The sequence below is a fragment of the Lactobacillus johnsonii genome, assembly GCF_013487865.1.
GTDB classification, from domain to species: Bacteria; Bacillota; Bacilli; order Lactobacillales; family Lactobacillaceae; genus Lactobacillus; species Lactobacillus johnsonii_A.
Map to the genome: position 1 here is coordinate 1,417,885 of NZ_CP047409.1, position 23,848 is coordinate 1,441,732.

25 protein-coding genes are annotated in these 23,848 nt (G+C 33.8%); 8 read left to right on the top strand and 17 right to left on the bottom strand.

Going from position 1 to position 23,848, the window contains the following annotated elements:
* Positions 1-53: 53 nt before the first annotated feature.
* Together GTO82_RS06725 and GTO82_RS06730 are read right to left on the bottom strand one after the other, a co-directional pair.
* A complete protein-coding gene (locus tag GTO82_RS06725; RefSeq protein ID WP_180872977.1) occupies positions 54-1,235 on the bottom strand; it encodes an AI-2E family transporter in 1,182 nt (393 codons plus the stop codon).
* A gap of 11 nt (positions 1,236-1,246) precedes the next feature.
* Positions 1,247-1,627 (bottom strand): PTS glucitol/sorbitol transporter subunit IIA, encoded by a 381-nt coding sequence (locus GTO82_RS06730; protein WP_180872978.1) that lies wholly within the window; start codon positions 1,625-1,627, stop codon positions 1,247-1,249.
* 138 nt (positions 1,628-1,765) lie between these two features.
* Here GTO82_RS06730 and GTO82_RS06735 point away from each other — a divergent pair, with 138 nt between their 5' ends.
* Positions 1,766-2,788 carry a lactonase family protein gene (locus GTO82_RS06735; RefSeq protein WP_180872979.1) on the top strand — a complete coding sequence of 341 codons (1,023 nt, stop codon included), beginning with the start codon at positions 1,766-1,768 and terminating at the stop codon, positions 2,786-2,788.
* Between the two features lie 69 nt (positions 2,789-2,857).
* Positions 2,858-4,087: a DUF2075 domain-containing protein gene (locus tag GTO82_RS06740; RefSeq protein ID WP_061400720.1), complete on the top strand. Its 1,230-nt coding sequence runs from the start codon at positions 2,858-2,860 to the stop codon at positions 4,085-4,087.
* Between the two features lie 67 nt (positions 4,088-4,154).
* Here the strand turns inward: GTO82_RS06740 and GTO82_RS06745 are convergent, their stop codons facing one another.
* From GTO82_RS06745 to GTO82_RS06760, 4 genes are all read right to left on the bottom strand, one after another.
* On the bottom strand, positions 4,155-5,930 hold the full coding sequence (locus GTO82_RS06745) for an oleate hydratase (protein WP_180872980.1): 1,776 nt from the start codon (positions 5,928-5,930) through the stop codon (positions 4,155-4,157).
* Between the two features lie 99 nt (positions 5,931-6,029).
* Positions 6,030-6,929 (bottom strand): RluA family pseudouridine synthase, encoded by a 900-nt coding sequence (locus tag GTO82_RS06750; RefSeq protein WP_180872981.1) that lies wholly within the window; start codon positions 6,927-6,929, stop codon positions 6,030-6,032.
* The gene (locus GTO82_RS06755; protein ID WP_180872982.1) at positions 6,929-7,741 is read right to left on the bottom strand and encodes an NAD kinase; all 813 of its coding nucleotides are present in this window, start codon (positions 7,739-7,741) and stop codon (positions 6,929-6,931) included. The genes GTO82_RS06750 and GTO82_RS06755 overlap by 1 nt, the downstream gene beginning before the upstream one ends.
* Positions 7,741-8,367: a GTP pyrophosphokinase gene (locus tag GTO82_RS06760; RefSeq protein WP_004897745.1), complete on the bottom strand. Its 627-nt coding sequence runs from the start codon at positions 8,365-8,367 to the stop codon at positions 7,741-7,743. Before GTO82_RS06760 ends, GTO82_RS06755 begins: the two co-directional genes overlap by 1 nt.
* Positions 8,368-8,444: 77 nt before the next feature.
* Between GTO82_RS06760 and GTO82_RS06765 the strand changes: the two genes are divergently transcribed.
* Positions 8,445-9,068 (top strand): CYTH domain-containing protein, encoded by a 624-nt coding sequence (locus GTO82_RS06765; protein WP_180872983.1) that lies wholly within the window; start codon positions 8,445-8,447, stop codon positions 9,066-9,068.
* A gap of 70 nt (positions 9,069-9,138) precedes the next feature.
* On the top strand, positions 9,139-9,744 hold the full coding sequence (locus GTO82_RS06770) for a DsbA family protein (protein ID WP_180872984.1): 606 nt from the start codon (positions 9,139-9,141) through the stop codon (positions 9,742-9,744).
* Positions 9,745-9,749: 5 nt separating this feature from the next.
* Here the strand turns inward: GTO82_RS06770 and GTO82_RS06775 are convergent, their stop codons facing one another.
* From GTO82_RS06775 to GTO82_RS06800, 6 genes are all read right to left on the bottom strand, one after another.
* The gene (locus tag GTO82_RS06775; RefSeq protein WP_180874102.1) at positions 9,750-10,631 is read right to left on the bottom strand and encodes a competence protein CoiA; all 882 of its coding nucleotides are present in this window, start codon (positions 10,629-10,631) and stop codon (positions 9,750-9,752) included.
* A 57-nt stretch (positions 10,632-10,688) separates the two neighbouring features.
* Positions 10,689-11,345, bottom strand: a complete 657-nt coding sequence (locus GTO82_RS06780) for an adaptor protein MecA (RefSeq protein ID WP_180872985.1) — start codon at positions 11,343-11,345, stop codon at positions 10,689-10,691.
* A gap of 103 nt (positions 11,346-11,448) precedes the next feature.
* Complete coding sequence (gene spxA, locus GTO82_RS06785) at positions 11,449-11,850, bottom strand: transcriptional regulator SpxA (RefSeq protein WP_023599818.1); 402 nt, start codon at positions 11,848-11,850, stop codon at positions 11,449-11,451.
* 200 nt (positions 11,851-12,050) lie between these two features.
* On the bottom strand, positions 12,051-13,790 hold the full coding sequence (gene ptsP / locus GTO82_RS06790; protein ID WP_180872986.1) for a phosphoenolpyruvate--protein phosphotransferase: 1,740 nt from the start codon (positions 13,788-13,790) through the stop codon (positions 12,051-12,053).
* Positions 13,790-14,056: a phosphocarrier protein HPr gene (locus GTO82_RS06795; RefSeq protein ID WP_004893814.1), complete on the bottom strand. Its 267-nt coding sequence runs from the start codon at positions 14,054-14,056 to the stop codon at positions 13,790-13,792. The genes ptsP and GTO82_RS06795 overlap by 1 nt, the downstream gene beginning before the upstream one ends.
* 119 nt (positions 14,057-14,175) lie before the next feature.
* Positions 14,176-14,358: a hypothetical protein gene (locus GTO82_RS06800; RefSeq protein ID WP_004893811.1), complete on the bottom strand. Its 183-nt coding sequence runs from the start codon at positions 14,356-14,358 to the stop codon at positions 14,176-14,178.
* 207 nt (positions 14,359-14,565) lie between these two features.
* Here GTO82_RS06800 and GTO82_RS06805 point away from each other — a divergent pair, with 207 nt between their 5' ends.
* On the top strand, positions 14,566-16,731 hold the full coding sequence (locus tag GTO82_RS06805) for an ATP-dependent Clp protease ATP-binding subunit (RefSeq protein WP_180872987.1): 2,166 nt from the start codon (positions 14,566-14,568) through the stop codon (positions 16,729-16,731).
* 126 nt (positions 16,732-16,857) lie between these two features.
* Positions 16,858-17,136, top strand: coding sequence for a DUF1827 family protein (locus GTO82_RS06810; protein ID WP_034525186.1), 279 nt, complete (start codon positions 16,858-16,860; stop codon positions 17,134-17,136).
* Between the two features lie 44 nt (positions 17,137-17,180).
* On the opposite strand, the gene GTO82_RS06815 is transcribed toward GTO82_RS06810, so the two are convergent.
* A complete protein-coding gene (locus GTO82_RS06815; protein WP_180872988.1) occupies positions 17,181-18,749 on the bottom strand; it encodes a peptide chain release factor 3 in 1,569 nt (522 codons plus the stop codon).
* Positions 18,749-19,615, bottom strand: coding sequence for a hemolysin family protein (locus GTO82_RS06820; protein ID WP_180872989.1), 867 nt, complete (start codon positions 19,613-19,615; stop codon positions 18,749-18,751). Before GTO82_RS06820 ends, GTO82_RS06815 begins: the two co-directional genes overlap by 1 nt.
* Positions 19,616-19,730: 115 nt before the next feature.
* On the opposite strand from GTO82_RS06820, the gene GTO82_RS06825 reads away from it, so the two are divergent.
* On the top strand, positions 19,731-20,192 hold the full coding sequence (locus tag GTO82_RS06825; protein WP_180872990.1) for a hypothetical protein: 462 nt from the start codon (positions 19,731-19,733) through the stop codon (positions 20,190-20,192).
* Here the strand turns inward: GTO82_RS06825 and GTO82_RS06830 are convergent, their stop codons facing one another.
* The 3 genes from GTO82_RS06830 to recX are packed head-to-tail and all read right to left on the bottom strand — an operon-like array spanning position 20,193 to position 22,104.
* Entirely contained in the window at positions 20,193-20,690 is a 498-nt protein-coding gene (locus tag GTO82_RS06830) for a hypothetical protein (RefSeq protein WP_180874129.1), read from the bottom strand.
* Positions 20,662-21,252 carry a DUF402 domain-containing protein gene (locus GTO82_RS06835; RefSeq protein WP_023599822.1) on the bottom strand — a complete coding sequence of 197 codons (591 nt, stop codon included), beginning with the start codon at positions 21,250-21,252 and terminating at the stop codon, positions 20,662-20,664. The genes GTO82_RS06830 and GTO82_RS06835 overlap by 29 nt, the downstream gene beginning before the upstream one ends.
* Positions 21,253-21,288: 36 nt before the next feature.
* Positions 21,289-22,104 (bottom strand): recombination regulator RecX, encoded by an 816-nt coding sequence (gene recX, locus GTO82_RS06840; protein WP_180872991.1) that lies wholly within the window; start codon positions 22,102-22,104, stop codon positions 21,289-21,291.
* Between the two features lie 128 nt (positions 22,105-22,232).
* On the opposite strand from recX, the gene rlmD reads away from it, so the two are divergent.
* On the top strand, positions 22,233-23,612 hold the full coding sequence (gene rlmD, locus GTO82_RS06845) for a 23S rRNA (uracil(1939)-C(5))-methyltransferase RlmD (RefSeq protein ID WP_180872992.1): 1,380 nt from the start codon (positions 22,233-22,235) through the stop codon (positions 23,610-23,612).
* Positions 23,613-23,848 lie beyond the last annotated feature (236 nt).

Below are 23,848 nucleotides of genomic sequence, written 5' to 3' on the forward strand. Positions count from 1 at the left end.
AAAACGCAGCACCTGTAATATGGCAAGTACCACGCTTAATTCTATCTTCAATTCTACTCTTTACTTCCTTGAGTATCACTATCTTCGATTGACTCATCATCATAAAGATTTGAAATCTTACGATAATAATTGAATAGTCTGGTTACAATTATTTTGATTACAGCATAGACAGGGATGGCAAAAATAACTCCCCATAAACCAGCTACTGCGCTTGCACCAATTAATAGCAAAATAGTTGTAACAGGATTCATATTCATCTTATTTCCCATTACTAGTGGTGAAATAACGCGTCCTTCAAGTGTTTGCTCTATAGCAAAAACTATTAAGACTTTGATCAACATCATTGGAGAGCTGATTAATCCTAAAATAATTGCAGGAATAAAGGCAATAAATGTACCAAAATATGGGATCATATTCAAAATTCCAGCTAAAACTGCTAATGTAATTCCATAATTTAATCCAATTAATGAATAACCTATTGCAAACATTACTCCAACCCAGAAGGCAACAGTAATTTGACCTCGAATATAGGAAGCAACTGCTCCGTTAATATCACTAAGTAAGCTTGAAAAACTAGGTTGTAGTTTTTTAGGAGCAATCTTAGTCACATAAGGATTCAAACGATGACCATTTTTTAACATAAAGAATAAAACAAATGGTGCTGTTAATAAGGTCATAAAAATCATTGTAATTACGTTAACAGCAGATGACAAGTTACTCAAGGCTAAATTGAAGCTATCCTGACCTGTTTTAAACATTTTAGTTTGTGCATCAGAAATAGCTCGATTAATTCCTCCGCGAACTCCATTTAAGCGTGGATCGCGAATCATCTTTTCGAAACCTTTTTGTGCATCTTTCCAATAAGTTGGCCAATTCTTTACTAGGGAATCAGTTTGATGCTGAATAATAGGGATCAAAGTATTAATGATCCAAATCAATCCTCCTACAACGATAACAAACAGTAGAATGATCGTAATTATTCGGGGAACTTTTAATTTTTTCTCCATCCAATCAACTACTGGATCCATTAAATAGTATTGGATTGATGCAACTAAAATTGGTGGAAAAATTGCATTAAAAAATGTCCAAAAAGGATTTAACACAAAAGAAATTTGGTTAAATACCAAAATGATCAAGAAGAACAATAAAATATTAAGTAAGGCTATGCTAAAACGGTTGTTCAAAAACCACTTAACAAAAAAATTACTCTTCTGATGATGTTTTTTTACATCCATAGCTTTCCCTCTTATCTATGTTCATAGGTAATCCAGTCGCCTACCTTAAATTCTGGCAATTTTTCTTTAGAATCTTTTTCTAAATATATAGCATTAGTCATTGGCTTTTTCGGAACTTCATCAGTAAATACTAAAGTAGCATGACCAATAGCTTGCATATTCATTTGAACCATTGGTCCAACATATAGAGCTAAATAGGTAGTGCCATCAATTGTGATAGAATCGTCTTTTTTAAAGACAAATTTTTCTACTGGTGTTGCTGAATCGAACTCTTGCAATACAGCAACATCCCGCAACTTATCGGTAGCCTTATTATCAAATAAAATTACGATGTTATCTGCTGGATCCAATGCTTCCGAACCAATAGCAGTAATTGTAGAATTCCATTTCATTTTTATCAACCTCTTTATTAAATTTTACCATATCAACTTATTTATCCAATAACACTTAATTACGATTGCCTATTCTTATTAAAAGGTAGAAAATAAATATGTTATGGAAAGTTTTATCAGGAGGCTAACATAAAAATTATGAAAGTTTGGTTTGGTGGCTATACGAGCCATGACTCAAAGGGTATTTATACCGCTAATGTTGAAAATGATGGAACTGATATTAAACTAATTAATATTAAAAATATTGTTGAAGTTGAAAGACCAACGTATTTCCAATTAGTTGGTGATTTATTGTTTACTATCATCCAAAAAGACGACCAAAGCGGTATTGCTACCTATAGAATTAAAAATGGTGAAGCTGAAAAATTAGATACCTATTTTCACAAAGGAGCAGCTCCTTGCTACATCAGTGTTGATCCACAAAAGCATTTAGTTTTCACTGCAAACTATCACTTAGCAACTATTAATGTGTTTTCTTACGACAAAAATGGAAAATTAACCTTCATTACTAACGACAAGCATGAGGGTCATGGACCAAGAGTAGAACAAGATCAGGCCCACCCACATTTCTTCGATGAAACTCCTGCTGGTAATTTAGTTTCATGTGATTTAGGAATCGACGCTGTTGATTTTTATAAGTTAGACGATAACAGATTAAAACACCTAGCACGCTATCAAATGGAAAAAGGCTTTGGTACTCGGCACCTTACCTTTTCACCAGATGGTAAAACCATGTACATTGTTGGTGAATTATCTAGTCAGGTTAATGTTGCCCGTTTAAATGAAAACACTTGGGAATTTGAGGATATAGCAACATATAAGACTATCCCGGATGATTTTACTGATCATAATGGAGCTGCTGCAATTCGAATTTCTAAAGATGGAAAATTTATTTATATTTCTAATCGTGGTCATGATTCAATTGCTGTCTTTAAAGTTTTAGATGATGGAAAACTAGAATTAGCCCAAAGAATTTCTGTCTTTGGTTCCTTCCCACGTGATTTTAACTGGGATAAAGCAGAAAAGTACCTAGTTGTAGCTAATCAAAATACTAATAACGCAACTCTTTACCGTCGAAACTCTGAAACCGGTAATCTAACTCCAATTCAAAAAGACATTTCTGTTCCTGAAGCTACACGCGTATTATTTGAAGAAGATTAAACTCATTCTATAAATTAAGCCATGAATATTCATGGCTTTTCTTTATTTATTGGAAAAAGGATATACAATATGCAAAATAATGCAGCTGATAAACTTTCACCTTTCACGAAATTAACAATAGAACAACAAAATCTAATTACTCAAATTATTTCTTTTACTAAACAACACATTAATCGGAACTTTCCCGCTGTTTTCACCATCTATGGCGAGGCTGGTACAGGAAAAAGCGTTGTTCTTTCTTCCCTGTTTTACCAAATACAAAAATTACGTCATGATAAAACTAGTAGTATTTATCAAACTAACAATTATTTTCTTGTTAATCATCCAGAGATTTTGAAAGTTTATCGTCAAATTGCTGGAACTTTACCTAACCTCTTAAAGAAAAATTTTCAAAGACCAACTACTTTTATTAATCAATTAGATAAAAAAAATGAACAGGCTGATATTGTGATAATCGATGAGGCCCACTTACTTCTTTCTAAGCCAGATCATTACAATAATTTTTATCATGATAATCAGTTAACTGAAATTATTAAAAGAAGCAAGGTAGTGATTTTAGTATTTGATCCATATCAAGTACTAAAAATGAAAACTCTTTGGACTAAAGATCGCCTAGAAAAAATTATCGATCCCTATCCTCATCAAAAATATCATTTAAAACATCAATTTAGGATGACTGCTTCTTCTGAATTACTTAGTTGGTTCAATTCATTTACTAAACATAAAATCATTGATCCTATCCCTACTAATGCTAATAGCAACTATGACTTTCGTATTTTTGATGATGCCGAGAAAATGCGAAAGGAAATCGTTAAGCGTAACTGTGAAGTAGGGTTAAGTCGAGTTCTTTCTACATCCGGCTATCCTTCGACCTTAGATGGAGGCAAACATTACATCCAAGAAGGAAAATTCAAAATGCCATGGGACCAGTATAATTACACTGCTACCCCTTGGGCTGAAATACCAAAAACAATTGACGAGGTAGGTTCAATATATACTTGTCAGGGATTTGATTTAAACTATGCTGGTATTATTATCGGACCGCCCATCAGCCAAATCCCAGGTAAAAACAAAATCCGTGTTAATTTGGACAAAATAACTGATATAGAAATGTTTAAAAAGAGAAAAGATCTATCTGATCCTCATGAAATCAAAACCCTTGAAGAAGAAATGGTTCTTAATTCTCTAAATGTTTTATTTAAGCGTGGAATCAAAGGAACTTATCTTTATGCTCATGATCCTTTGCTTAGAAAAACTTTAGTCTCTATGTTCAAGCAAGCAACACAGAAGACAAAATAAAAGATTATGGTTTAAAACAACAAACCATAATCTTTTTTAATTCTCATTTAAATAAATTGTTACATCTTTAAATTAAATTTGCTTCTTCAAGCAATTCTTCAATCCATGTTCCCTTAATCTTCTTCATACCAGCTTTTACAGCTAACTTTTCTGGTAATGGCATCTCTTGATCTGCTAATTTCTTTTTATCAGACATGTAATACATAGCACGAAGTAGTTCTCGAATATCATAAACAGAACTCCAAACTTCTGGAACTCCTCGATCTACATTAAGTAGTGTATAAACAGATTCCATAGCTGTTCTAACTGAATATTCTGTAGTAAACACTGTATCTCTAGTAGGACTTTCAGCAAAGTTACCAATAAATGCTAAATTTTTTGATCCTTCTGGTACAACAGCTGGCCGGTCCCCATCATGACGAGGCATGAAGTAACTAGTAATATAAGGCATATATACCGGAACGGTGTTCATATTTTCTTCTGAAGACAATTCTTTAATTTCACTTTCTGGTACACCCAAATGATAAAGCATTTCTTCAGCAATTTCTTGTCCAGTACAGTCGACCACCTTTTTCTTAATATAATTCCCCTCAGTATCTGAATACAAAGCATAGATCCAGACTACAATTTCATTCGGCTTTTGAGTTGGAAAATGAGGTTGACGGTGAATAGTAAAACTTAGACCCCAATTTGAATCTGTAACCGTAATAATTCCACCAGTATTTACCTTTCCATCATACAAACTACGTTTAGTCAATCTTTCAAAGTAAGGAGCTACTTTTTTATTCTTTAATGTTGTAGTTGCAGAAACAAACCATGATTTTTCAGGTAAGTTTTCACTAAAGACGTCAGGATGACCAAACGCAGGATCTTGTTTAGCTAGGTTTTCCCATAACTTCCAAGATCCACCCTTAGCATGAGTAATTGGCGCAGGAGTAGTTTGGTTGCCGTAAGTAGAACTTTCAGTAATTGAGCCATTAGTTACAAAGACAATGTCATTTTCAGTTAAGTCAATATCTTCTTGCTTACCGTTCTTCTTCATCACAATCTTTTTAGCAACTTTTTCATTTTCTTCATGGTCAACTAATACATTTTCTACTTGAACACCATATTCAAACTTAACGCCATGGTCTTTTAAGTATTTAAGTAATGGTTTTACCATAGAATCATATTGATCATACTTGTTAAACTTCAAGGCAGTAAAGTCAGGTAATCCATCAATATGATGAATGAAACGCATACAATAGCGCCTCATCTCTGCAAGAGAATGCCATTTTTCAAAGGCAAACATTGTTGACCAATAAGTCCAAAAATTAGTTTCAAAAAATTCAGGTGAAAACCATTCTTCAATTGTTTTTCCTTGAATTTCAGATTCTGGTGTTAAAACTAACTTAACAATTTCACTAGCATGCGAACCCAATTGATACAGTCCATCTGTTGGTAATTCATTGCCACGCTTATGAATCAATCGACAATTCGAGGAGTTAGGATCTTCTTTATCAAGCCAGTAATATTCATCTAAGTAAGAAGCACCTGGTATCCGCAATGAGGGAACTGATCGATACATATCCCACATACATTCAAAGTGGTCTTCCATTTCTCTACCACCTCGAACTACAAAACCAGCATTAGGCCGGTTAGTCCCATCTAGAGAGCCGCCCGCAACATCCAATTCTTCTAAAATATGAATTTTATCACCAGACATCTTAGCATCTCGAACCAAAAAGAATGCTGCTGAAAGGCCCGCTAAGCCACTACCAATTATGTAAGCCGACTTCTTGTCTACATCCGCCGGCTTTTTCGTATCCGCAAAAGCTTCATAGTTTCCTTTTGAATAGTACATACAAGTGATCCTCTTTTCTATATTCGAATAGTATTAACACTTCTTATATACAATTCTATGTAAAGCGGTTACAATAGTCAATAAATTTAGCTGTTATATTTATAATTTATTACTTATCAAGTTCTTCCATAGTGTTTCCATATCAGTCGGATCTGATATTTCAATTTTTTGTTTTTTTTCTGAAAAGGGGTCATCAAATTCAAGATAAAAGCAATTTAAAGCTTGTCGCTTAAAATTATCTTCAATTCCATACAACGGATCACCAAACAGAGGATGTCCTAAATATTGCATGTGCACCCTAATTTGATGAGTTCGTCCGGTCAAAAGCTGTAATTCTACTAAACTAGCACCTCTAACTTGATCTAAAACCCGATATTTTGTAACTGATCTTTGTCCGTTGTTTACTACTCCGCGCTTAACTCCTGTATCTAGTTTGCCAATTGGAGCATCAATAGTTCCTTGTCTTTGTGTTTCTTCAAAATTTCCATGCACAATTGCATGATATCTCTTAATGAAGTCATTCTTTTCTATCTTACTAAAACGTGCATGGGCAACTGCGTTTTTTCCTACCAAAACTAATCCAGATGTATCTCGATCAAGTCTTGTAATCACATGTGGTTTAAGCTCAGTTTGTTTTTGTTGTTGAAAATAGTGCAATAGGCGATTTACTACTGAATCACTATCTTCATAGCGCGATGGAATTGATAATACTCCGGCTTCTTTATTAATAACTAAATAATCTTTTTGTTCAAAAACGATATTTAGCTTCTTAGACGAGGGCTTTAACCATTTATTTTCTTTTTCTTCTCCTAAAATAAAAATCACCTCATCCCCAGCATGTAGCAAGTAGCTAGTATACCGGCGGTGATGATTTACTAGAAGCATCCCACCATGATGCTGGCTATTAGTCAAAGCCCGTTTAGAAAAACCATTTTTTAATAAAAAACGCCCCAGTTTCTGAGGTGTTTTATTTTCAAATTTTAATTTAAAATATTGCATTATTGTTTATCTTTAGGTTGGCCGATAAAGGCATCTTCTACACGATTCCAAAAATGAGTATGTTGATACTTATCAAAGCGAATAACATGTTGAGAAATACGGTATTCAATTTTCTTAATATGCTTATGATTAAATTCATACCCATCAAATGTAACTACATAGTGATCATCACTACCTGTTTCTGGCTTGATCGTGATCCATTCATCGGGTGCAATTACAATTGGAGATGAGAGCGTTCTAAACACACGATTATTAATTGAAGCTATTTCAGTCATTTGTAAAGCTTTTAAACGTGGATGAATAACAGCACCGCCTAATGACTTACTATAGGCAGTAGAGCCAGTAGGTGTTGAAACACATAGTCCGTCTCCCTTAAAACTTTCAAAAAACTGGTCTCTGATGTAAACATCGGCCTTTAAAGTCTTAGAAACTCGTTTAATAGTTGCCTCATTTAATGCAAGCAACTTTTTCTTTTCACCTGCTCCAGTAGTAATGATCAATTCCAAGAGTGGATAGGAAGCTGAAGATGGTTGCTTCTTAGTCAAATTATCTACCATTTTGTTAATTTCAAAATTACGCCAGTCAGTATAAAAACCTAAGTGTCCAGTATGAACACCAATGAATCTAATTTTATCAACTAGATCTTGGTATTTATGAAATCCTGAAATTAATGTTCCATCTCCTCCGATAGTAATTACCACGTCAGGATTTTCAGGATCAATTTCAATTTTTCTAGCATTTAGTAATTTTTCCAATGCTTTAACTACTGCTAAGGTTCCAACTTTATTATTATAAACGAGTGCGACTTTCATTATTGCTCTTTTCCTTTAGATTTAGTAAAAATTCTCTGTGCTTCCTGCACTTCATCTTTAATTGATGACATTTCTTCATCTAACTTATAAGCAGCTTCAGCTGTTGTCTTAAGTCGCTTAGAAATATCTTCCGGGTATTTTCCCTGATATTTATAATTTAGTGTATGTTCTACTGTTGCCCAGAAATTCATTGCTAAGGTACGAATTTGAATTTCAGCAATTATTTTTTTTGGTCCATCAGGTAAAAAAACTGAATATTCAATTACCATGTGATAGGATCGATATCCTGATGGTTTAGCATTTTGAATATAGTCTCTTTCCTCAACTACCTGCATATCTTGCCGTTCATGAATTAGATCAACTACTCGATAAATATCATCGACAAATTGACACATAATTCTAATACCAGCAATATCTTGCATATCATTTTCAATGACCTCAGGGGCAATAACACGCCGTGTCATTTTCTCTTTAATTGAATCAACTGTTTTAACACGTCCGACCACGAATTCAATCGGCGAATGCTCACCCTTGTTTAAAAAACTTTGTCTAAGTGATCGAAATTTAACTTTTAATTCAGAAACAGCCTGTTGATAAGGCCATAAAAATAAATCCCAATCTTTCATGTATAAATCCTTTCCGTTTCAAACAAAATTATTCTACCATATAGAGGGATAACATTAACTAGTGAAAGGATAAAATTATGAGTAAAAATTTAGAAATTGAATCAAAAACCCTACTAGATAAAGAAACCTATGAGAAAATGCGTGCAGCTTTTACCGCAAAATCTGATTTTATTCAAAAGAATTATTATTTCGATACACCAGACTCTGATTTAAAAAATAGTGATGCTAGCTTAAGAATCAGAATTCTTGTTGATCATGCAGAGCAAACTATTAAAGTTAAAGAAACTAATCCTAAGGAAAATAAATATAGTGAACGAGTTGAAATTAATGATTTACTATCTGTAACCCAAGCAGAACAAATGACTCAAAGTTCATATGAGGGTACCTTCTTTTTATTTGGAGGGGATGTTGGTGATTACCTCCAAAAGCATTATTCCAATGAAGCAATTCACTCTTTGAAATTAATTTCCTGGAGTCAAACTCGAAGAATACTAGCTAACGGTCCAGAAAACTGTGAGTTGACTTTAGATTTAACAGAATTTCCAGATGGATACTATGACTTTGAATTAGAAATTGAAAATGACGATCCTGATACTATTAAAAAGGTACTTTCTCAATTAGAAAAGCAATTTAATTTTACAATTAATAAAGAAAATACTAATCAAAGTAAAGTACAACGTGCTTGGGAACATAAAAAATAAAACAAATTTTTTTCCATTTCATTCATTTTCTGATACAGTATTCATGAACTTGGATGGAGGAAATAACAAAATGTTTGAAATATTTTTCTTTGTTAATCCAATTGGGATTAACTGTTATCAAAATGAGCAGGAAATAATCGCTGCAGTCAGTGGTTACAATCAAAATATTTCTTACCACTTTATTCCCATGACTACGATGAACACAATTCGTAACGATATCAAAGCTAGACATCTTTCTTCAAATAACGTCGAAGTTTTCAACACTTTTAGTCAAAGTGCTTACAACGCCACTAAAGATTACCACACCCTAAAATTAATTGTCGGCAATAAAAAAGCTAGACAATATATCATTAATTTGCAGCATGCGATTAATGATATGAATAAAACTTATTCTCCAGAGCTCGTTGATGAGATTCTAAATTCTTTAGATGTTTCAATAAAAAACTTCAAAAAGAATCGAGAATCAAACTACATAAAGCTATCAATGGATAAAGATTTAAAACTCGCTGACGACTTAAATGTTGTCACTACTCCTACGACCATCATTTTTAACTACGATGATGACCGAGGAGATTCTGGTATGATGATCGAAGGCTGTGCAAATCGTGAAGAAATTGAGTCTGCAATCGTTGAGGATAAACAGACTAGTAGTGATAATAGTTTACGCTTGTTATAATTCAATTAGGCTAGATGATTTTTTGAATCGTCTAGCTTTTTTTGTAGATAAGTTATTATTGGACTCTTTTCCTTAGGCCCTCTCAATTCTAAAAATAACTCATCAGGTATATCCTCTATTGAAGAGTGTAATTGGTATAACAAAGAAGCAATTTCTAACCCTAGTTTGCTTTTCTGGGTAATTTGTTTCTGTAAATATATTTTTTGATCTTGAATAGAAGTATACTTTATCTTTCGTCGATTAGCTGGAACAAAAGTAAATAAATTTGCAATTCCCTTCTCATCTAAAGAAAAATGTTTTATCTCATAGCTTATTTCTGAACTAAGTGCAGCCTTTAAAATATTAAATTTCAGTGTAATTACACAACTAAATGGATTAATTTCTAAATAATACCATTGCCATTTTGGGCTATACCTTAAAAATATTTCTTTTGAACGATTAAGTTTATTTTTTAAATAATGCCTTTGCCCCACAATCCAAATATCTTTTATGGATAGTTTTTCGTATAAATTATGTCGATGATTAAATTCTGTTTCACTTAAAGGTGCGCATTGCACTTCAAAAGCTAATTTATTTTCTACTAATACATCAGCTCTCAATTGTTGGTCGAATAAAGGAACTTCAACTTCTGAATTAACTCCATTTGCTTTTAGTGCAGTACATAAAAGTTGCTTTGATTGATAATGTTCTTCCTTTTCTCCTGTTCCTTTTACTTGATAGAAATGTTTAAAAAATGGTAGTTTTTCTTCAGATAAAATCAAAATCATTCGTTTCCTACAAGATGGACAAGTATAATAATCTTGATTCAACTTCTTAAATCCTTTGTTAACTTGTTCTGCTTCGTTAATTGCTAAGACTAATTTTTTATTTAAAATAGCCGCGTACATTTTATCGCCCAATATTATATACGCAAAAAGAGAGATGATTTTTTTCATCTCCCTTTTTTAATCGAAATATTCTCTTATATTCCCTAATGCATCTTGGCCAATTAAGCACTTAGCATTTTTCTTTATTCTTTGGAATTGCTTTTCAGTCATTCCATTTCCATATTCATTAGCAATTACCCAAGTATCTTCGGGTTTCAATTCTACATAATTATCATCTAAATAGGCTAAATCTAGATAGTATTCATGATGATAGGTATATAAACTGGAGGCTAATCCTTCAACCTTTAAAGCATCCGCTAAGGCTGCAACTAAATCAATACTATCCAGCTTAAAGACGCGACGATTATCACTGACTAATTTTTCCCGATCATCATTAATTTCAGTTTTGCGTTGATTGTCATCTTCGCCAGCTCCTAGTCCCTTTAAAAGATCTCGTAATTGATCATTCGGATTGTTACTACTATCATCATTACCATCAGGTACTTTTGAAATAAGTAATTCTAATCCCGAACTACTTGGCATCACCTGAAAAGTAACGGGATCTCCTTTAGCAAAAGTATGATCTGTGTCGACTTCACTTAAAATTTGATAGAAGAAATGTTGAATTTGACTTTTGTTTCCTAACAAGTCGAGCATTGTTATTCCGCGTTCTTTAAGTTCATCTGCGTCCATTGTTACACGAATGGTATTTTCACTTATTCTGTGTACTTCCACTTATTATCACCTCGAAGTCTCTATCTTTAATACATTGTAACCTATTTTCCTACTCATATAAAAACGCTAGCTTAAAAAAAGCTAACGTTTTTACAATTTTTAATTAAAAATCAGCAGTCATTGCTTGGATCTCTTCAAGTTCTAAGCGACGAACTTTACGAGGAAGAAATCTTCTAATTTCATCTTCGTTGTAGCCTACCTGTAAACGTCTATCATCCATAATGATTGGACGTCTTAATAGGCTAGGATTCTTTTCAACAAGATCAATTAGTTGATCAATTGATAAATCATCTAAATTAATCTTTAAGTTTTGGAAAGTACGGGAACGAGTAGAAATAATTTCTTCTGTGCCGTTTTCAGTCATTCGTAAAACTTGCATGATTTCCTCTTTATTTAGTGGATTGGCGAAAATATTTCTTTCCTTAAATGAAATATCGTGTTCCTTCAACCATGCTTTAGCTTTACGACATGAAGTACAACTTGGTGATGTATATAAATTTAACACTTAACTCCACACTCCTTTGCGTGTAGAAAAATAACTACTGTTTCACTTACATAAGATATTGTATCACAAATACTTGTCTTTTATAAGTTGTAATCATATTTCTTTTATTAGCTTACATAATATACTTTAGCAGCAAATATTGAAGTTTGTGTGAAGTTCCAACAAAAAAACAAAAAAGAGTACTAAAAGTACTCTTTTTTCTAATCAAGAATATTAAGTTTCTTCATAGTTTCTTCAACTAATTTCTTGTTTTCATCAGCAGTTTCTGAAACAAAACAAGCTTTATTTGCTAATTCTTTAATATCTTCAGTATTGATCTTCTTCATCAAACTTCTGATACGTAAGATTGAAGTTGCACTCATTGAGTATTCATCAAGTCCCATTGACAAAAGGATTGGGAACATAATGTCATCACCGGCAGCTTCACCACACATACCACACCAAATACCGTTTTCATGAGCACCATCAATAGTGTGCTTAATCAAACGTAAAACAGATGGGTTGTATGGTTGGTAAAGATAAGAAACGTTATCATTACCACGATCAGCAGCCATAGTATATTGGATTAAGTCGTTAGTTCCAATTGAGAAGAAATCAACTTCTTTAGCAAATTGATCAGCTAATACAGCAGCAGCTGGAACTTCGATCATCATACCAACTTGTAAGTCGTCACCGATCTTAACGCCTTCTTTGGCAAGTTTATCTTTTTCTTCAGCTAAGATTTGCTTTGCTTCACGTAATTCTGCCAAAGTACCAATCATTGGGAACATAATTCCTAATGGACCATATGCAGAGGCACGAAGTAAAGCTCTTAATTGGGTTCTAAAGATATCCTTGTATTGCATTGAAAGACGAATAGCACGAACACCTAAGAATGGGTTCATTTCTTCTGGAAGATCCCAGTAATCTAAGTGCTTGTCTCCACCAATATCACAAGTTCTAATGATAGTTTGCTTACCATCCATGTCTTCGATAACTTTCTTGTAAGCATCAAATTGAGCTTCTTCGGATGGGAAGTCTTTTGAATCCATGTATAAGAATTCAGTTCTGTACAAACCAATTGCTTCAGCACCGTTTTCTTTTACACCCTTCATATCATTAGGAGTACCGATATTAGCAGCGATAATGAACTTCTTACCATTTGCAGTTACAGATGGTTCATTCTTTAGCTTCTTCCATTCTTCCTTTTGCTTAGCGAAGGCTTCACCTTTCTTAGTGTATTCTTCGATTTGAGCATCAGTTGGATTAATGATAGCATCGCCGTCTAAACCATCGGCAATAAGCATATCGCCATCTTTAACATCTTTAGTAATCGTTTCAGTACCAACAACAGCTGGAATTTCCAATGAACGAGCCATGATTGCTGAGTGAGCAGTTCTACCACCAACATCAGTTACAAATCCCTTAACGTACTTCTTGTTAAGTTGAGCTGTATCACTTGGTGTTAAATCATAGGCTACTACTACAACTTCATGGTCAATAGCTGCAGGATCTGGCAATTTTTTACCAAGAAGATGTGCCATAAGACGCTTTGAAACATCGCGTACGTCAGCTGCACGTTCTTGCATATATGCATTGTCAGTCATACCTTCAAAAATAGTAATGAATTTTTGAGCAGTTTCATCTAATGCAGCTTCAGCATTAATTTTTTGATCTTTGATTTCTGTTTCAATGGCCCCAGTAAATTCTGGGTCACTTAAGAATAGAAGGTGAGCATCAAAAACTTGTGCTTCTTCTGCTCCTAAACTTTCCTTAGCTTTATCACGAACTTTTTCAAGTTCTTTAGTTGATTCTTCAACAACTTTTTTAAAGCGAGCTACTTCAGCATCAACATCGCTAACTGAGGTTTTAGAAAACGAAAGGTCAGGTTCTACCAAAAGGTAGGCTGGTGCAACTGCAATACCATCGCTGGCTGCAATTCCCTTTAAAGTTTTCGACATTATTCAGCTAAACCTTCCTTTTTCATAGTGTCAGCAATAGCTTCAATTGCTTCTTTAGCATCGTCACCATCAGCAGTAATAGTTACATCTGCACCTTGGCCAACACCTAAAGACATAACACCCATGATTGACTTCAAGTTTACTGATTTACCGTTGTATTCCAAGTTAATATCTGAGTTAAACTTAGAAGCAGCTTGTACCAACAAAGTAGCTGGACGAGCATGAATACCAGTTTCAGCAATAATATGAAATTCGCGTTTTTCCATTTTAAATTATCTCCTTTAAAATCAAAAATAATCGGGAGTTTTATACCCACTCGTTTATTAGGTTATCATGTTTTTTAAATGAAAACAACACAAATGTAAATGTTTACATTATAAAGTACTTAATTTTCATTATCAGATAAGGTATAAATTATATCCCCACCTCTCTGAGCAATTCCAGTTATACTCTGTCTTTTTCCATAGCTTCTAAGAGCCAATTGGAATTGAAAAGCATCTTTCGGACTAACCCTATATTCTTTCAATTCACCACTGATAATTTTATCTAATATTTCTTTATAATCCATTTCTTATACTTATCTCCTTGAAGTTTTCATATCTTTATAAAAAAATTTTGTTCTTCATCCTATTATATCAATTTTCTATAAAAATCTGGGCTTACCACTTGCAATTAGTAAGTATCCGTACTATGATATTAGCGAGTTAGCACTCATATACTAAGAGTGCTAAAACAGAAATATGGCCTGAATATTGTAAGAAAGGCGGAAATATTAATGCTATGCGATAACTGTCATGAACGTCCTGCTTCCATTCATCTTTATACAAATGTTAATGGGCAAGATCGTGAAATTTCATTATGTCAACAATGTTATCAAGAATTGAAAAATCAACAAGGACAAAATAATAGTATGAATAATAATGCATTTTTTGGCGATTTTGATGATTTATTCAACGCCTTAAATAATAACAACAATGAACAAAATAATCCTCAAGGCCGTGATCCACGTATGCAAATGGGTGGTGGCCGTCGAGGTGGAAATAATGGTGGTCAAAAATCTCTACTCGACCAGTATGGTACGGATTTAACCGACTTAGCAAAAAAGGGTAAAATTGATCCAGTTATTGGTCGTGATAAAGAAATTGCTCGCGTTATTGAAATTTTAAACAGACGGACTAAAAATAACCCTGTTCTTATCGGAGAAGCCGGTGTTGGTAAAACCGCTGTTGTTGAAGGCTTAGCACAACAAATTGTCGATGGTTCAGTTCCAGCTAAACTTCAAGACAAGAGAATCATTTCTTTAAATATGGTATCAATGGTTCAAGGGACGGGAATTCGCGGTCAATTTGAACAAAGAATGCAACAATTAATCAAAGAATTAGAACAAAACGATAATATTATCCTATTTATCGACGAAATTCATGAATTAGTTGGTGCCGGTAATGCTGAAGGTGGTATGGATGCTGGTAACATTATTAAACCAGCCTTAGCTCGTGGAGATTTCCAATTAATTGGTGCTACTACTATTAAGGAATATCGAAACATCGAAAAGGATTCTGCCCTTGCTCGTAGATTCCAACCAGTAGAGGTTAAAGAACCTACAACTGAAGAAACAATTAAGATTTTACAAGGCATTCGTAAGCGTTACGAAGATTACCACCATGTTCACTATACTGATGAATCTATACAAGCTGCCGTAGATCTTTCTTCACGCTACATTCAAGATCGTTTCTTACCTGATAAAGCCATCGATCTTTTAGACGAAGCTGGTTCAAGAATGAATCTCACTATTCCTTATGTTGATAGTGAAAAAATCAAAGAAAGACTGGATGCTGCTGAAAGCTTAAAGCAAGATGCTTTAAAAAATGAGGATTACGAAAAAGCTGCCTACTATCGTGATCAAATTGAAAAGTATGAAAAATTAAAAGATCAGAAAGTAGATCCTGATCAAACACCTAAAATCACCGAAAAGATCATGAATAAGATCGTTGAGGAGAAAACTAATATTCCTGTTGGTGACTTACAAAAACAAGAAGAAACTCAATTAAAGAATTTAGCTACTGACCTTAAAGATAATGTAATTGGTCAAAACAAAGCCGTTGAAACTGTTGCTCGTGCAATAAGACGAAATCGAGTTGGATTTAACAAATCTGGTCGTCCAATCGGCTCATTCTTATTTGTAGGACCTACTGGTGTAGGTAAAACAGAATTAGCTAAACAATTAGCTAAGCAAATCTTTGGTACAGAAGATGCAATGATTCGGTTCGATATGAGTGAATATATGGAACAATATTCCGTATCTAAGCTCATCGGATCTGCACCAGGTTATGTAGGTTATGAAGAAGCTGGTCAATTAACAGAAAGAGTACGCCATAATCCATATAGCCTAATTTTATTTGACGAAATTGAAAAAGCTCATCCTGATGTACTCCACCTATTCTTGCAAATTCTCGATGATGGTCGCTTAACTGATTCGCAAGGTCGCACAGTTTCATTTAAAGATACCATTATCATCATGACTTCTAATGCTGGTCAAGGAATCAAAGAAGCTAGCGTAGGTTTTGCAGCTGAAAACAGTCATCAAGAACAATTTAAGAATAGCTTAGGTCAATACTTTAAACCTGAATTCTTAAATAGACTTGATGATATAGTTGAATTTAATGCACTTGATAAGAAAGACTTAATCAAGATTGTTGATTTAATGCTTGCAAATACCAATGATATGGTAAAAGATCAAGGCCTACATATTGATGTTACATCTGAAGCAAAAGACCTTCTTGTCGAAAAAGGTTATGATCCTTCTATGGGTGCTCGTCCACTTCGTCGTACAATCCAAGAAGAAATTGAAGATAAGGTAGCCGATTATAAATTAGATAATCCAGCTGCCAAAGAATTAAAAGCTGATGTAGTTGACGGTGAAATAGTAATTAGTGAAAATTAATTATTTAAGAGTAAATAAGAGCCACATAATTTGTGACTCTTATTTTTATTTTTATAAATTCTATAAAAAGGTTATACTTAAATTGGGATTTTAAAGACACATTTATATATCGAGGTTATAAATATGATGCATTTAATTGATGTTACAAATAGCTACCGTGATTTAGTCCAAAGACAATTAGCAGCTACTAATAGTCAATTCGTAAAAGTTTACTCTTTAGGTAATACCACAGTAGTATACAGCGAAACAGCTGATAAAATTGAAATCGTTATGGAAAATCATAAACGTCCTATTAGACAAGATGAAGTAGAATTTGTTATTAAGCGTCTAATTCATGAAGATCGAATTTATGATATAACAGTTGATAAAAGTAGAAAAATCATTTCTATCACTTGTGATCGTTAAAATCACAAAAAAGCCGTGGAGTTTTTCCACGGCTTTTTTCTATCTTATAATCTTGAAGTCAACTCAACATCAGGATACTTATCTTTAAACCATCTCTCAGCAAATGCATTTTCAAATAAGAACAATGGCTCGCCATCCCGATCTTTAACCAATAAGTTACGGGATGATGACATTTTAGGATCTAATTGATCTGGGTTAATCCAACGAGCTACACGGTTTCCTAACGTATGGAGTTCAACTTCTGAATTGTATTCATTTTTCATTCTGAAAGAGAATACTTCAAATTGTAATTGACCAACTGCCCCCAAAATATAATCATCAGTTGAATAGCCACGGTAAAGTTGAATTGCACCTTCTTGAACTAATTGATTCATCCCTTTATGGAATGACTTTTGTTTCATAACATTCTTAGCAGTTACTCGCATAAAAATTTCAGGCGTAAATTGTGGTAACTCTGGATAGACAATTTTCTTCTTTCCAGCATAAATTGAGTCACCAATCTGAAAATCACCCGTATCGTACAAGCCAACTATATCTCCAGCTACTGCATCAGAAACCTGTACACGTTCACTAGACATAAACTCAGTTGCAGTATTTAATCTAACCGGCTTCCCAGTTCGAGCTAAAGTTACATCAATTCCCTTCTTGAATTCACCACTTCCGATTCTTACAAAAGCGATTCGATCACGGTGGTTAGGATTCATATTGGCTTGAATTTTAAAGACAAAACCGGAGAATTCTGGATCATCTGCGGCTAGCTTTTCATCGTCATTAACCACATGTTCCTGAGGAGCAGGTGCTAAATTAACAAAACTATCTAAGAAAGTTTCTACACCAAAATTAGTTAAAGCAGATCCAAAGAAGACTGGTGTTTGATCTCCTCTTAAAATCTTATCTTTATCAAAAGTATTCCCAGCTTCTTTAAGCAAGTCGATATCATCTAAAGTCGATTGGTATAAACTATCCTGTGCTAAAGCCTCATCTTCAGATAATTTGCCATTTTCATCTAATGGCATATAACGATCATCATCGTCTTTTCGATAAAGTTCAACTCGATTGTTCGCAATATCGTATAATCCTTTTAATTGCTTACCCATACCAATTGGCCAGTTCATTGCTACCCCTTCAATACCTAGCAAATCTTCTAATTCAGCAATTAAGTCTAACGGTTCACGTCCATCCCGATCTAATTTGTTCATGAAGGTAAAGATCGGAATACCTCTCTTCTTTACAACTTTAAACAGCTTTTTAGTTTGAGGCTCGATACCCTTAGCAGAATCAATAACCATTACTGCAGCATCAACCGCCATTAAAGTACGATAGGTATCTTCAGAGAAATCTTGGTGTCCAGGAGTATCTAGAATATTAATTCTCTTTCCCTGGTATTCAAACTGCATTACTGAACTAGTAACTGAAATACCACGCTTTTTTTCAATCGCCATCCAGTCACTAGTTGCATAATGACCACTTTTACGTGCTTTAACTGTACCTGCACTTCGAATTACTCCACCAAAAAGGAGCATTTGTTCAGTGATTGTAGTCTTACCCGCATCAGGGTGAGAAATAATCGCAAATGTACGTCTTTTTTTCACTTCATCCGTTAACTTTGTCATTAATCTTTTGCTTCTTCCTTTTCTTGTTTTTCTGGAATTGTTAGTAGGAGTGTTAATAAACGCGAGCCTTTCATTCGTCTAGTGGTTAAAACTATCCCGTTATCAAGTTTAACGCTCAACTTCTCTCCCTTAGCTGGAATTAGACCTAATTTAGTAATTACATATCCAGCAACAGTATCCACATTTTCCATTACTAAATCAGTTCCAAATTCTTCATTAAAGTCAGCTAAAGGCATTTTCCCATAAATCACATATTCTCTTGGACCAATTTTTGAAAATAATACCTCAGCCTTATCAACTTCATCGTCAATATCGCCGACAATTTCTTCAATTAAATCTTCAATTGTTGCGAGCCCAACAACACCGCCGTACTCATCAGTCAAAATCGCAAGCTGTCTTTGAGTCTCCTGCATCTCGACTAACAATTCTCCTAATTCAATAGTTTCAGGTGCAAATAAGGGCTTAAACATAACCTGATCGTAATCTAGCTTATCAAAACCAACTTTGTGAGCTTCTCGTAAAACAGTTCTAATATGAATGACGCCTACAATCTTATCTTTATCCCCATCATAAACAGGCACTCTTGAATAAGGTTCTTTTAAGATCTTATCTAAGTTTTCTTGAAAACTATCATTAATATCGACCATAAAGGCATCAGTTCGAGGCACCATTACTTCTCGTGCCATTTTTTCCTCAAATTCAAGAATACCTTCCATCATTGAATATTCGCGATCACTAATTTCTTTTTGCTCATGTAATTTATTTAAAATTTTATTTAACTTACGTTGGCCATCAATATCTTCTTCGCCACGAAATTTAGCTCTTAATTTGCTAAATATATCCCCCGCACCGGGATCACTACTCATCTTTAAATTCTCTCTTTCTATTGATGTATTAATGCCCATTTTAACTACAATTATCGGTAATTATATCACATGCAAATATATGATAAAATAAGGAACAAGAAATGGGGTCCTATAGATGAAAAAACAAAACATCTACTTAGTCTTTACTTTTTTACTATTAATTCCGTATCTTTGCAGTTTAACCTTAATTGGTATCTGTTACAATGCTCTAGTTAGACACTCTAGTGATATTTTTAGAAGTTTTATTGGTGCCTTAGTTGGTGCAATTATTATGTTTGCAATTAAGGCCACTATTCAGCGTCCACTTGATTTAGTCTCTGACGAAGTACCAAATAACGTATTTAAACAAATTCTACGTTTTTATAGTATTCGTAGACGTAAATTTCTACTTATTTGTAATTGTTTAGTTGACTTTGCACTCTGCTGGCTTGCTATGGATTTAGTAAGAAAATTCTTCTCACTATCTTTTATTATTGGTAATTCTGTTGGGATAGTCCTATTGATCATGCTAATTTCAACATGTATTGGCGCCTATATTGAATATGATAATCTTTCTATTGACCCCAAACAGAAATAATTATTTTGAACTTTCTTCAGAACTGGCATCTAGATATAAAATCTGGGCCAGTTCTTTTGTTTCTAAGTTTAACTTAGCTAAAACATATGGCTTTTCACTGTCACCTAAGTTTTCATACATCGTAATGCCATCTTTTGACAATTTATCTAAAAAAGTAGGAATAACAAAATTTAAAGGTTGGCTAAAGAAAGCTAAATTGCTATCTGGTGTATCAATTTCTGCGATTTCTGAAGTAGGTAATTCAAATTTATTTAATCCTTCAACCGGCATTTGCTTGTCATCAGCTAAGACTCCATACCAAAACATAAAGTTTTCTGGTCCAAATACTACCAAGCTTGCTCGTTCATTTTCATACCCATTGTCTTTGATAAACTTTTGGAATACAGAATCATTTTCCATCTCTTGAATAGCAGCTGTATATGTCTTATTTTCATCAATTTGATTTGGCATAAAAACCTTACCAATAAAATTATGTGCCGAGTATTTTTCTTTCTTCATTTTCTCTCCCCTTAAAAAAGCTTCGATCTAAGTCAGGACGCAATTGGTTATAGCGTTCATACCAAATTTGCACAAACTTCTTAGCAAATGGTCCCTTCTTTTGATCAATCCAATCTAATAATTCAAAACTAGTACTACGCAAAATACTATCAATCTCTTCGCTATAATGCCAGCGTTTTTTGTTCATAGCATACTCATCGGCATCTAGAAGTCTTTTTTCTCCATCTGGAAAAACTTTAATATCTAAATCATAGTCGATGTATTTTAATGCTTCTCGGTCCAAAATAAATGGACTAGCTAAATTTGCATAGTATGCAACACCATCTGGCCTAAGCATTGCTATCACATTAAACCAAAGTTTACGATGAAAATAAACAATTGCTGGTTCACGACTAATCCACTTTCTACCGTCTTCTTCGGTAATCAAGGTCCGATCATTAACGCCAATAATAATATTTTGTTCTGTTTTAACTACCATAGTGTCACGCCAATTTCGGTGTAGCGTACCATTATGTTTATAGCTTTGTATTGCGATATAATCGCCTTCACGAGGCATCTCCATGATCTTCGCCTCCTAACTAGATATTATACCAGCAAATTAATATTCATCTATTTCTTCTAAATCTACTACTTCACCACTTAAAAAACTATCAATCTCTCCACTCGAAAAACCATGTTGAAATAAGTATCTTTTAACTTTCTGTCGTCTCTTAAAGTCATCATCTCTTCGATAACGACGCCAAGCTTTGATTCCTTGTTTTTCCAAAGCCTCTAGTTGATCATCTTCTGTACTTTCTAAGTCTAACTGATCAACTACAAGTTCTCCCAACTCTTGATTAAAACCATGTGTCTGTAGTTTTTTTAGAGCTTTTTGCTTAATTTCTTTATATGACATTTTTCCTACTTGATGACCAATTGAATGTATTAATCGCACTCCAGCTTCTACCCATTCCTCATCTTCTACTTCATATAGAGCATCCTGAATAATATCATTGGCTACACCTTTTTGTTTTAATTTATTACTAATCGATCTTGGACCATCTTTTCCTACTCTAAGGTTATTCTGGATAAATAAGCGTGCAAAATTATTATCATCAAGATAATTTAATTCTATTAAGTTTTCTATAGCACTTTGACTAGCTTCTGGACTAATCCCCTGCTTATTTAAATAAGTTAAAACTTCATATACACTACGCGGCTGATAGCTTAAATAAGACATAGCTAACTGGAGCGCATGACTATCTGCTTCAGCTTTTTTTATTTTTTCAATATCTTCAAGGCTTAGTTCAGTTCCTTTTAACAGTCTTTTTTCAGCTAATGTTCTTTCACTGACACTGAAGGCATATTCATTATCAATAAAAATATTATAGCGGCCCTTCCGCTTTTGTGTACTAATCTTAGTAATAATTGGCATTATTACACCTTCTTCATTTTTTTATTTCTTCTATATTATAATAAATTAAATACTTGTATCACTTGAAAATAACGCTTATGCTTATTGTGACACTTTTTTCATGAATCAATCGAAATGAGGGCCTTATTTTGACAAAATTTACTAAAAACAAACAAGAAAAAAATATTATCATCACTATTAAACGCTTGGGTATTAATGGTGAAGGTATTGGATACTATAAAAAGAAAATTATTTTTATTCCTGGTGCGCTTCCAAATGAGGCAGTTGTTGCTAAGATCGTTGATCGCCATCCACACTATCTGGAAGGTGAATTAGTAAGAATTAAAGAAAAATCTCCTGACAGAGTTACCTTTCCTAAAGGAGTTGATCCTGCAGTTGGTGGATTAGAACTCGCACACCTTTCTTATTCAAAACAACTTGAATTTAAACAACACCTAATTCTAGAATCGCTTAGAAAATATCATCCAAGAGACTATATTAAATATAAAGTTAAAAAGACAATTCCTGCACCAAACGCTTGGAATTATCGAAATAAAGCTCAATATCAAATTGAATTTAATAAGGGGAAGAGTAAACTTGGTCTCTATGCTCCTAATTCCCGTCGTCTTATTGACCTGCCTGATATGCCTACTCAAACAAAAGAGACTCAAAAAGTAGAACGTGAAATTAAGAAACTAATCGATAAACTTCACATCCGAATTGCCGACTTTAGACGTCATACCGATGGAATTAAAACCATTGCCGTTCGTCAAAGCAATGCTACTGGTGAAATTCAGGTAACTTTAATTACAATTGGTAAAAAAATTAAAGATCTCAAGTTACTTGCTAGTCATATTATGAAACTTCCGAATGTAGTTTCTGTTTTCCAAAATGAAACTCAATGGCAAAATCCTCAAGTTTGGGGCAATAAAACTATTAAATTGTTCGGAAAGTCACATATTACAGAAGAAATACTAGGTAAAAAATTTAAGCTTTCACCACGCGCATTTTTCCAGCTTAACCCTGAACAAACTACTACTCTTTACTCAGAAGCCCTTAAATATCTTGACTTAACTCCTGATCAAACTTTGATCGATGCTTATGCGGGCGTTGGTACTTTGGGAATCTTAGCTAGCGATCAAGTAAGACAGGTTATTGGAATTGAATCTATTCCTGAAGCCGTAATCGATGCTCAAGAAAACTGCCGCTTAAATCATGTAAGAAATGCGGAATATATTCAAGGAAATGTAGAAAAATTACTTCCAGAACTAAAAAATCAAGGTGTTCCAATTAATGCATTAATCGTCGACCCTCCACGTACAGGATTAAGCAAAAAGTTAATTAAAACTCTACTTGAAGTAAAGCCTGAAACCTTTGTTTATGTTTCTTGTAACCCAGCTACTCTTGCAAAAGATTTAGTTCTTCTAAGTGACGCTTATGATGTTAGGGTAATTCAACCGGTTGATATGATGCCACAAACACCACGTTGGGAAGGCGTTACCAAACTAGTTTTAAGAAAAAATAAGTAATTATATTAATTTAAGCAGTCGATGTGACTGCTTTTTTTGTGCTTATAAAAAAGGTTGTAGACTGCCTGGTCTACAACCTTTTTTCAAGTGGATGAGGTAAATACTATCTAGCGCCATAACGTCAGTATCTGGGTTTGATATTATGACTTGATCAACATCACTTGTTTGCATCTGTATTGAATAACGACTATTTGATCTTACTAAGAGAATCTTGTCTTTAAAACACTACAATCTGG

What these genes read in the sequence shown, in the direction of transcription:
- GTO82_RS06735 (WP_180872979.1), top strand. Translation starts at nt 1,766, where the DNA reads ATGAAAGTTTGGTTTGGTGGCTATACGAGCCATGACTCAAAGGGTATT.
- GTO82_RS06725 (WP_180872977.1), bottom strand. Translation starts at nt 1,235, where the DNA reads ATGGATGTAAAAAAACATCATCAGAAGAGTAATTTTTTTGTTAAGTGG.
- ptsP (WP_180872986.1), bottom strand. Translation starts at nt 13,790, where the DNA reads ATGTCGAAAACTTTAAAGGGAATTGCAGCCAGCGATGGTATTGCAGTT.
- GTO82_RS06745 (WP_180872980.1), bottom strand. Translation starts at nt 5,930, where the DNA reads ATGTACTATTCAAAAGGAAACTATGAAGCTTTTGCGGATACGAAAAAG.
- GTO82_RS06750 (WP_180872981.1), bottom strand. Translation starts at nt 6,929, where the DNA reads ATGCAATATTTTAAATTAAAATTTGAAAATAAAACACCTCAGAAACTG.
- GTO82_RS06825 (WP_180872990.1), top strand. Translation starts at nt 19,731, where the DNA reads ATGAAAAAACAAAACATCTACTTAGTCTTTACTTTTTTACTATTAATT.
- GTO82_RS06835 (WP_023599822.1), bottom strand. Translation starts at nt 21,252, where the DNA reads ATGGAGATGCCTCGTGAAGGCGATTATATCGCAATACAAAGCTATAAA.
- recX (WP_180872991.1), bottom strand. Translation starts at nt 22,104, where the DNA reads ATGCCAATTATTACTAAGATTAGTACACAAAAGCGGAAGGGCCGCTAT.
- GTO82_RS06805 (WP_180872987.1), top strand. Translation starts at nt 14,566, where the DNA reads ATGCTATGCGATAACTGTCATGAACGTCCTGCTTCCATTCATCTTTAT.
- GTO82_RS06795 (WP_004893814.1), bottom strand. Translation starts at nt 14,056, where the DNA reads ATGGAAAAACGCGAATTTCATATTATTGCTGAAACTGGTATTCATGCT.
- GTO82_RS06730 (WP_180872978.1), bottom strand. Translation starts at nt 1,627, where the DNA reads ATGAAATGGAATTCTACAATTACTGCTATTGGTTCGGAAGCATTGGAT.
- GTO82_RS06770 (WP_180872984.1), top strand. Translation starts at nt 9,139, where the DNA reads ATGTTTGAAATATTTTTCTTTGTTAATCCAATTGGGATTAACTGTTAT.
- GTO82_RS06800 (WP_004893811.1), bottom strand. Translation starts at nt 14,358, where the DNA reads ATGGATTATAAAGAAATATTAGATAAAATTATCAGTGGTGAATTGAAA.
- GTO82_RS06820 (WP_180872989.1), bottom strand. Translation starts at nt 19,615, where the DNA reads ATGAGTAGTGATCCCGGTGCGGGGGATATATTTAGCAAATTAAGAGCT.
- GTO82_RS06755 (WP_180872982.1), bottom strand. Translation starts at nt 7,741, where the DNA reads ATGAAAGTCGCACTCGTTTATAATAATAAAGTTGGAACCTTAGCAGTA.
- GTO82_RS06760 (WP_004897745.1), bottom strand. Translation starts at nt 8,367, where the DNA reads ATGAAAGATTGGGATTTATTTTTATGGCCTTATCAACAGGCTGTTTCT.
- GTO82_RS06815 (WP_180872988.1), bottom strand. Translation starts at nt 18,749, where the DNA reads ATGACAAAGTTAACGGATGAAGTGAAAAAAAGACGTACATTTGCGATT.
- GTO82_RS06775 (WP_180874102.1), bottom strand. Translation starts at nt 10,631, where the DNA reads ATGTACGCGGCTATTTTAAATAAAAAATTAGTCTTAGCAATTAACGAA.
- GTO82_RS06830 (WP_180874129.1), bottom strand. Translation starts at nt 20,690, where the DNA reads ATGAAGAAAGAAAAATACTCGGCACATAATTTTATTGGTAAGGTTTTT.
- GTO82_RS06740 (WP_061400720.1), top strand. Translation starts at nt 2,858, where the DNA reads ATGCAAAATAATGCAGCTGATAAACTTTCACCTTTCACGAAATTAACA.
- GTO82_RS06810 (WP_034525186.1), top strand. Translation starts at nt 16,858, where the DNA reads ATGCATTTAATTGATGTTACAAATAGCTACCGTGATTTAGTCCAAAGA.
- GTO82_RS06765 (WP_180872983.1), top strand. Translation starts at nt 8,445, where the DNA reads ATGAGTAAAAATTTAGAAATTGAATCAAAAACCCTACTAGATAAAGAA.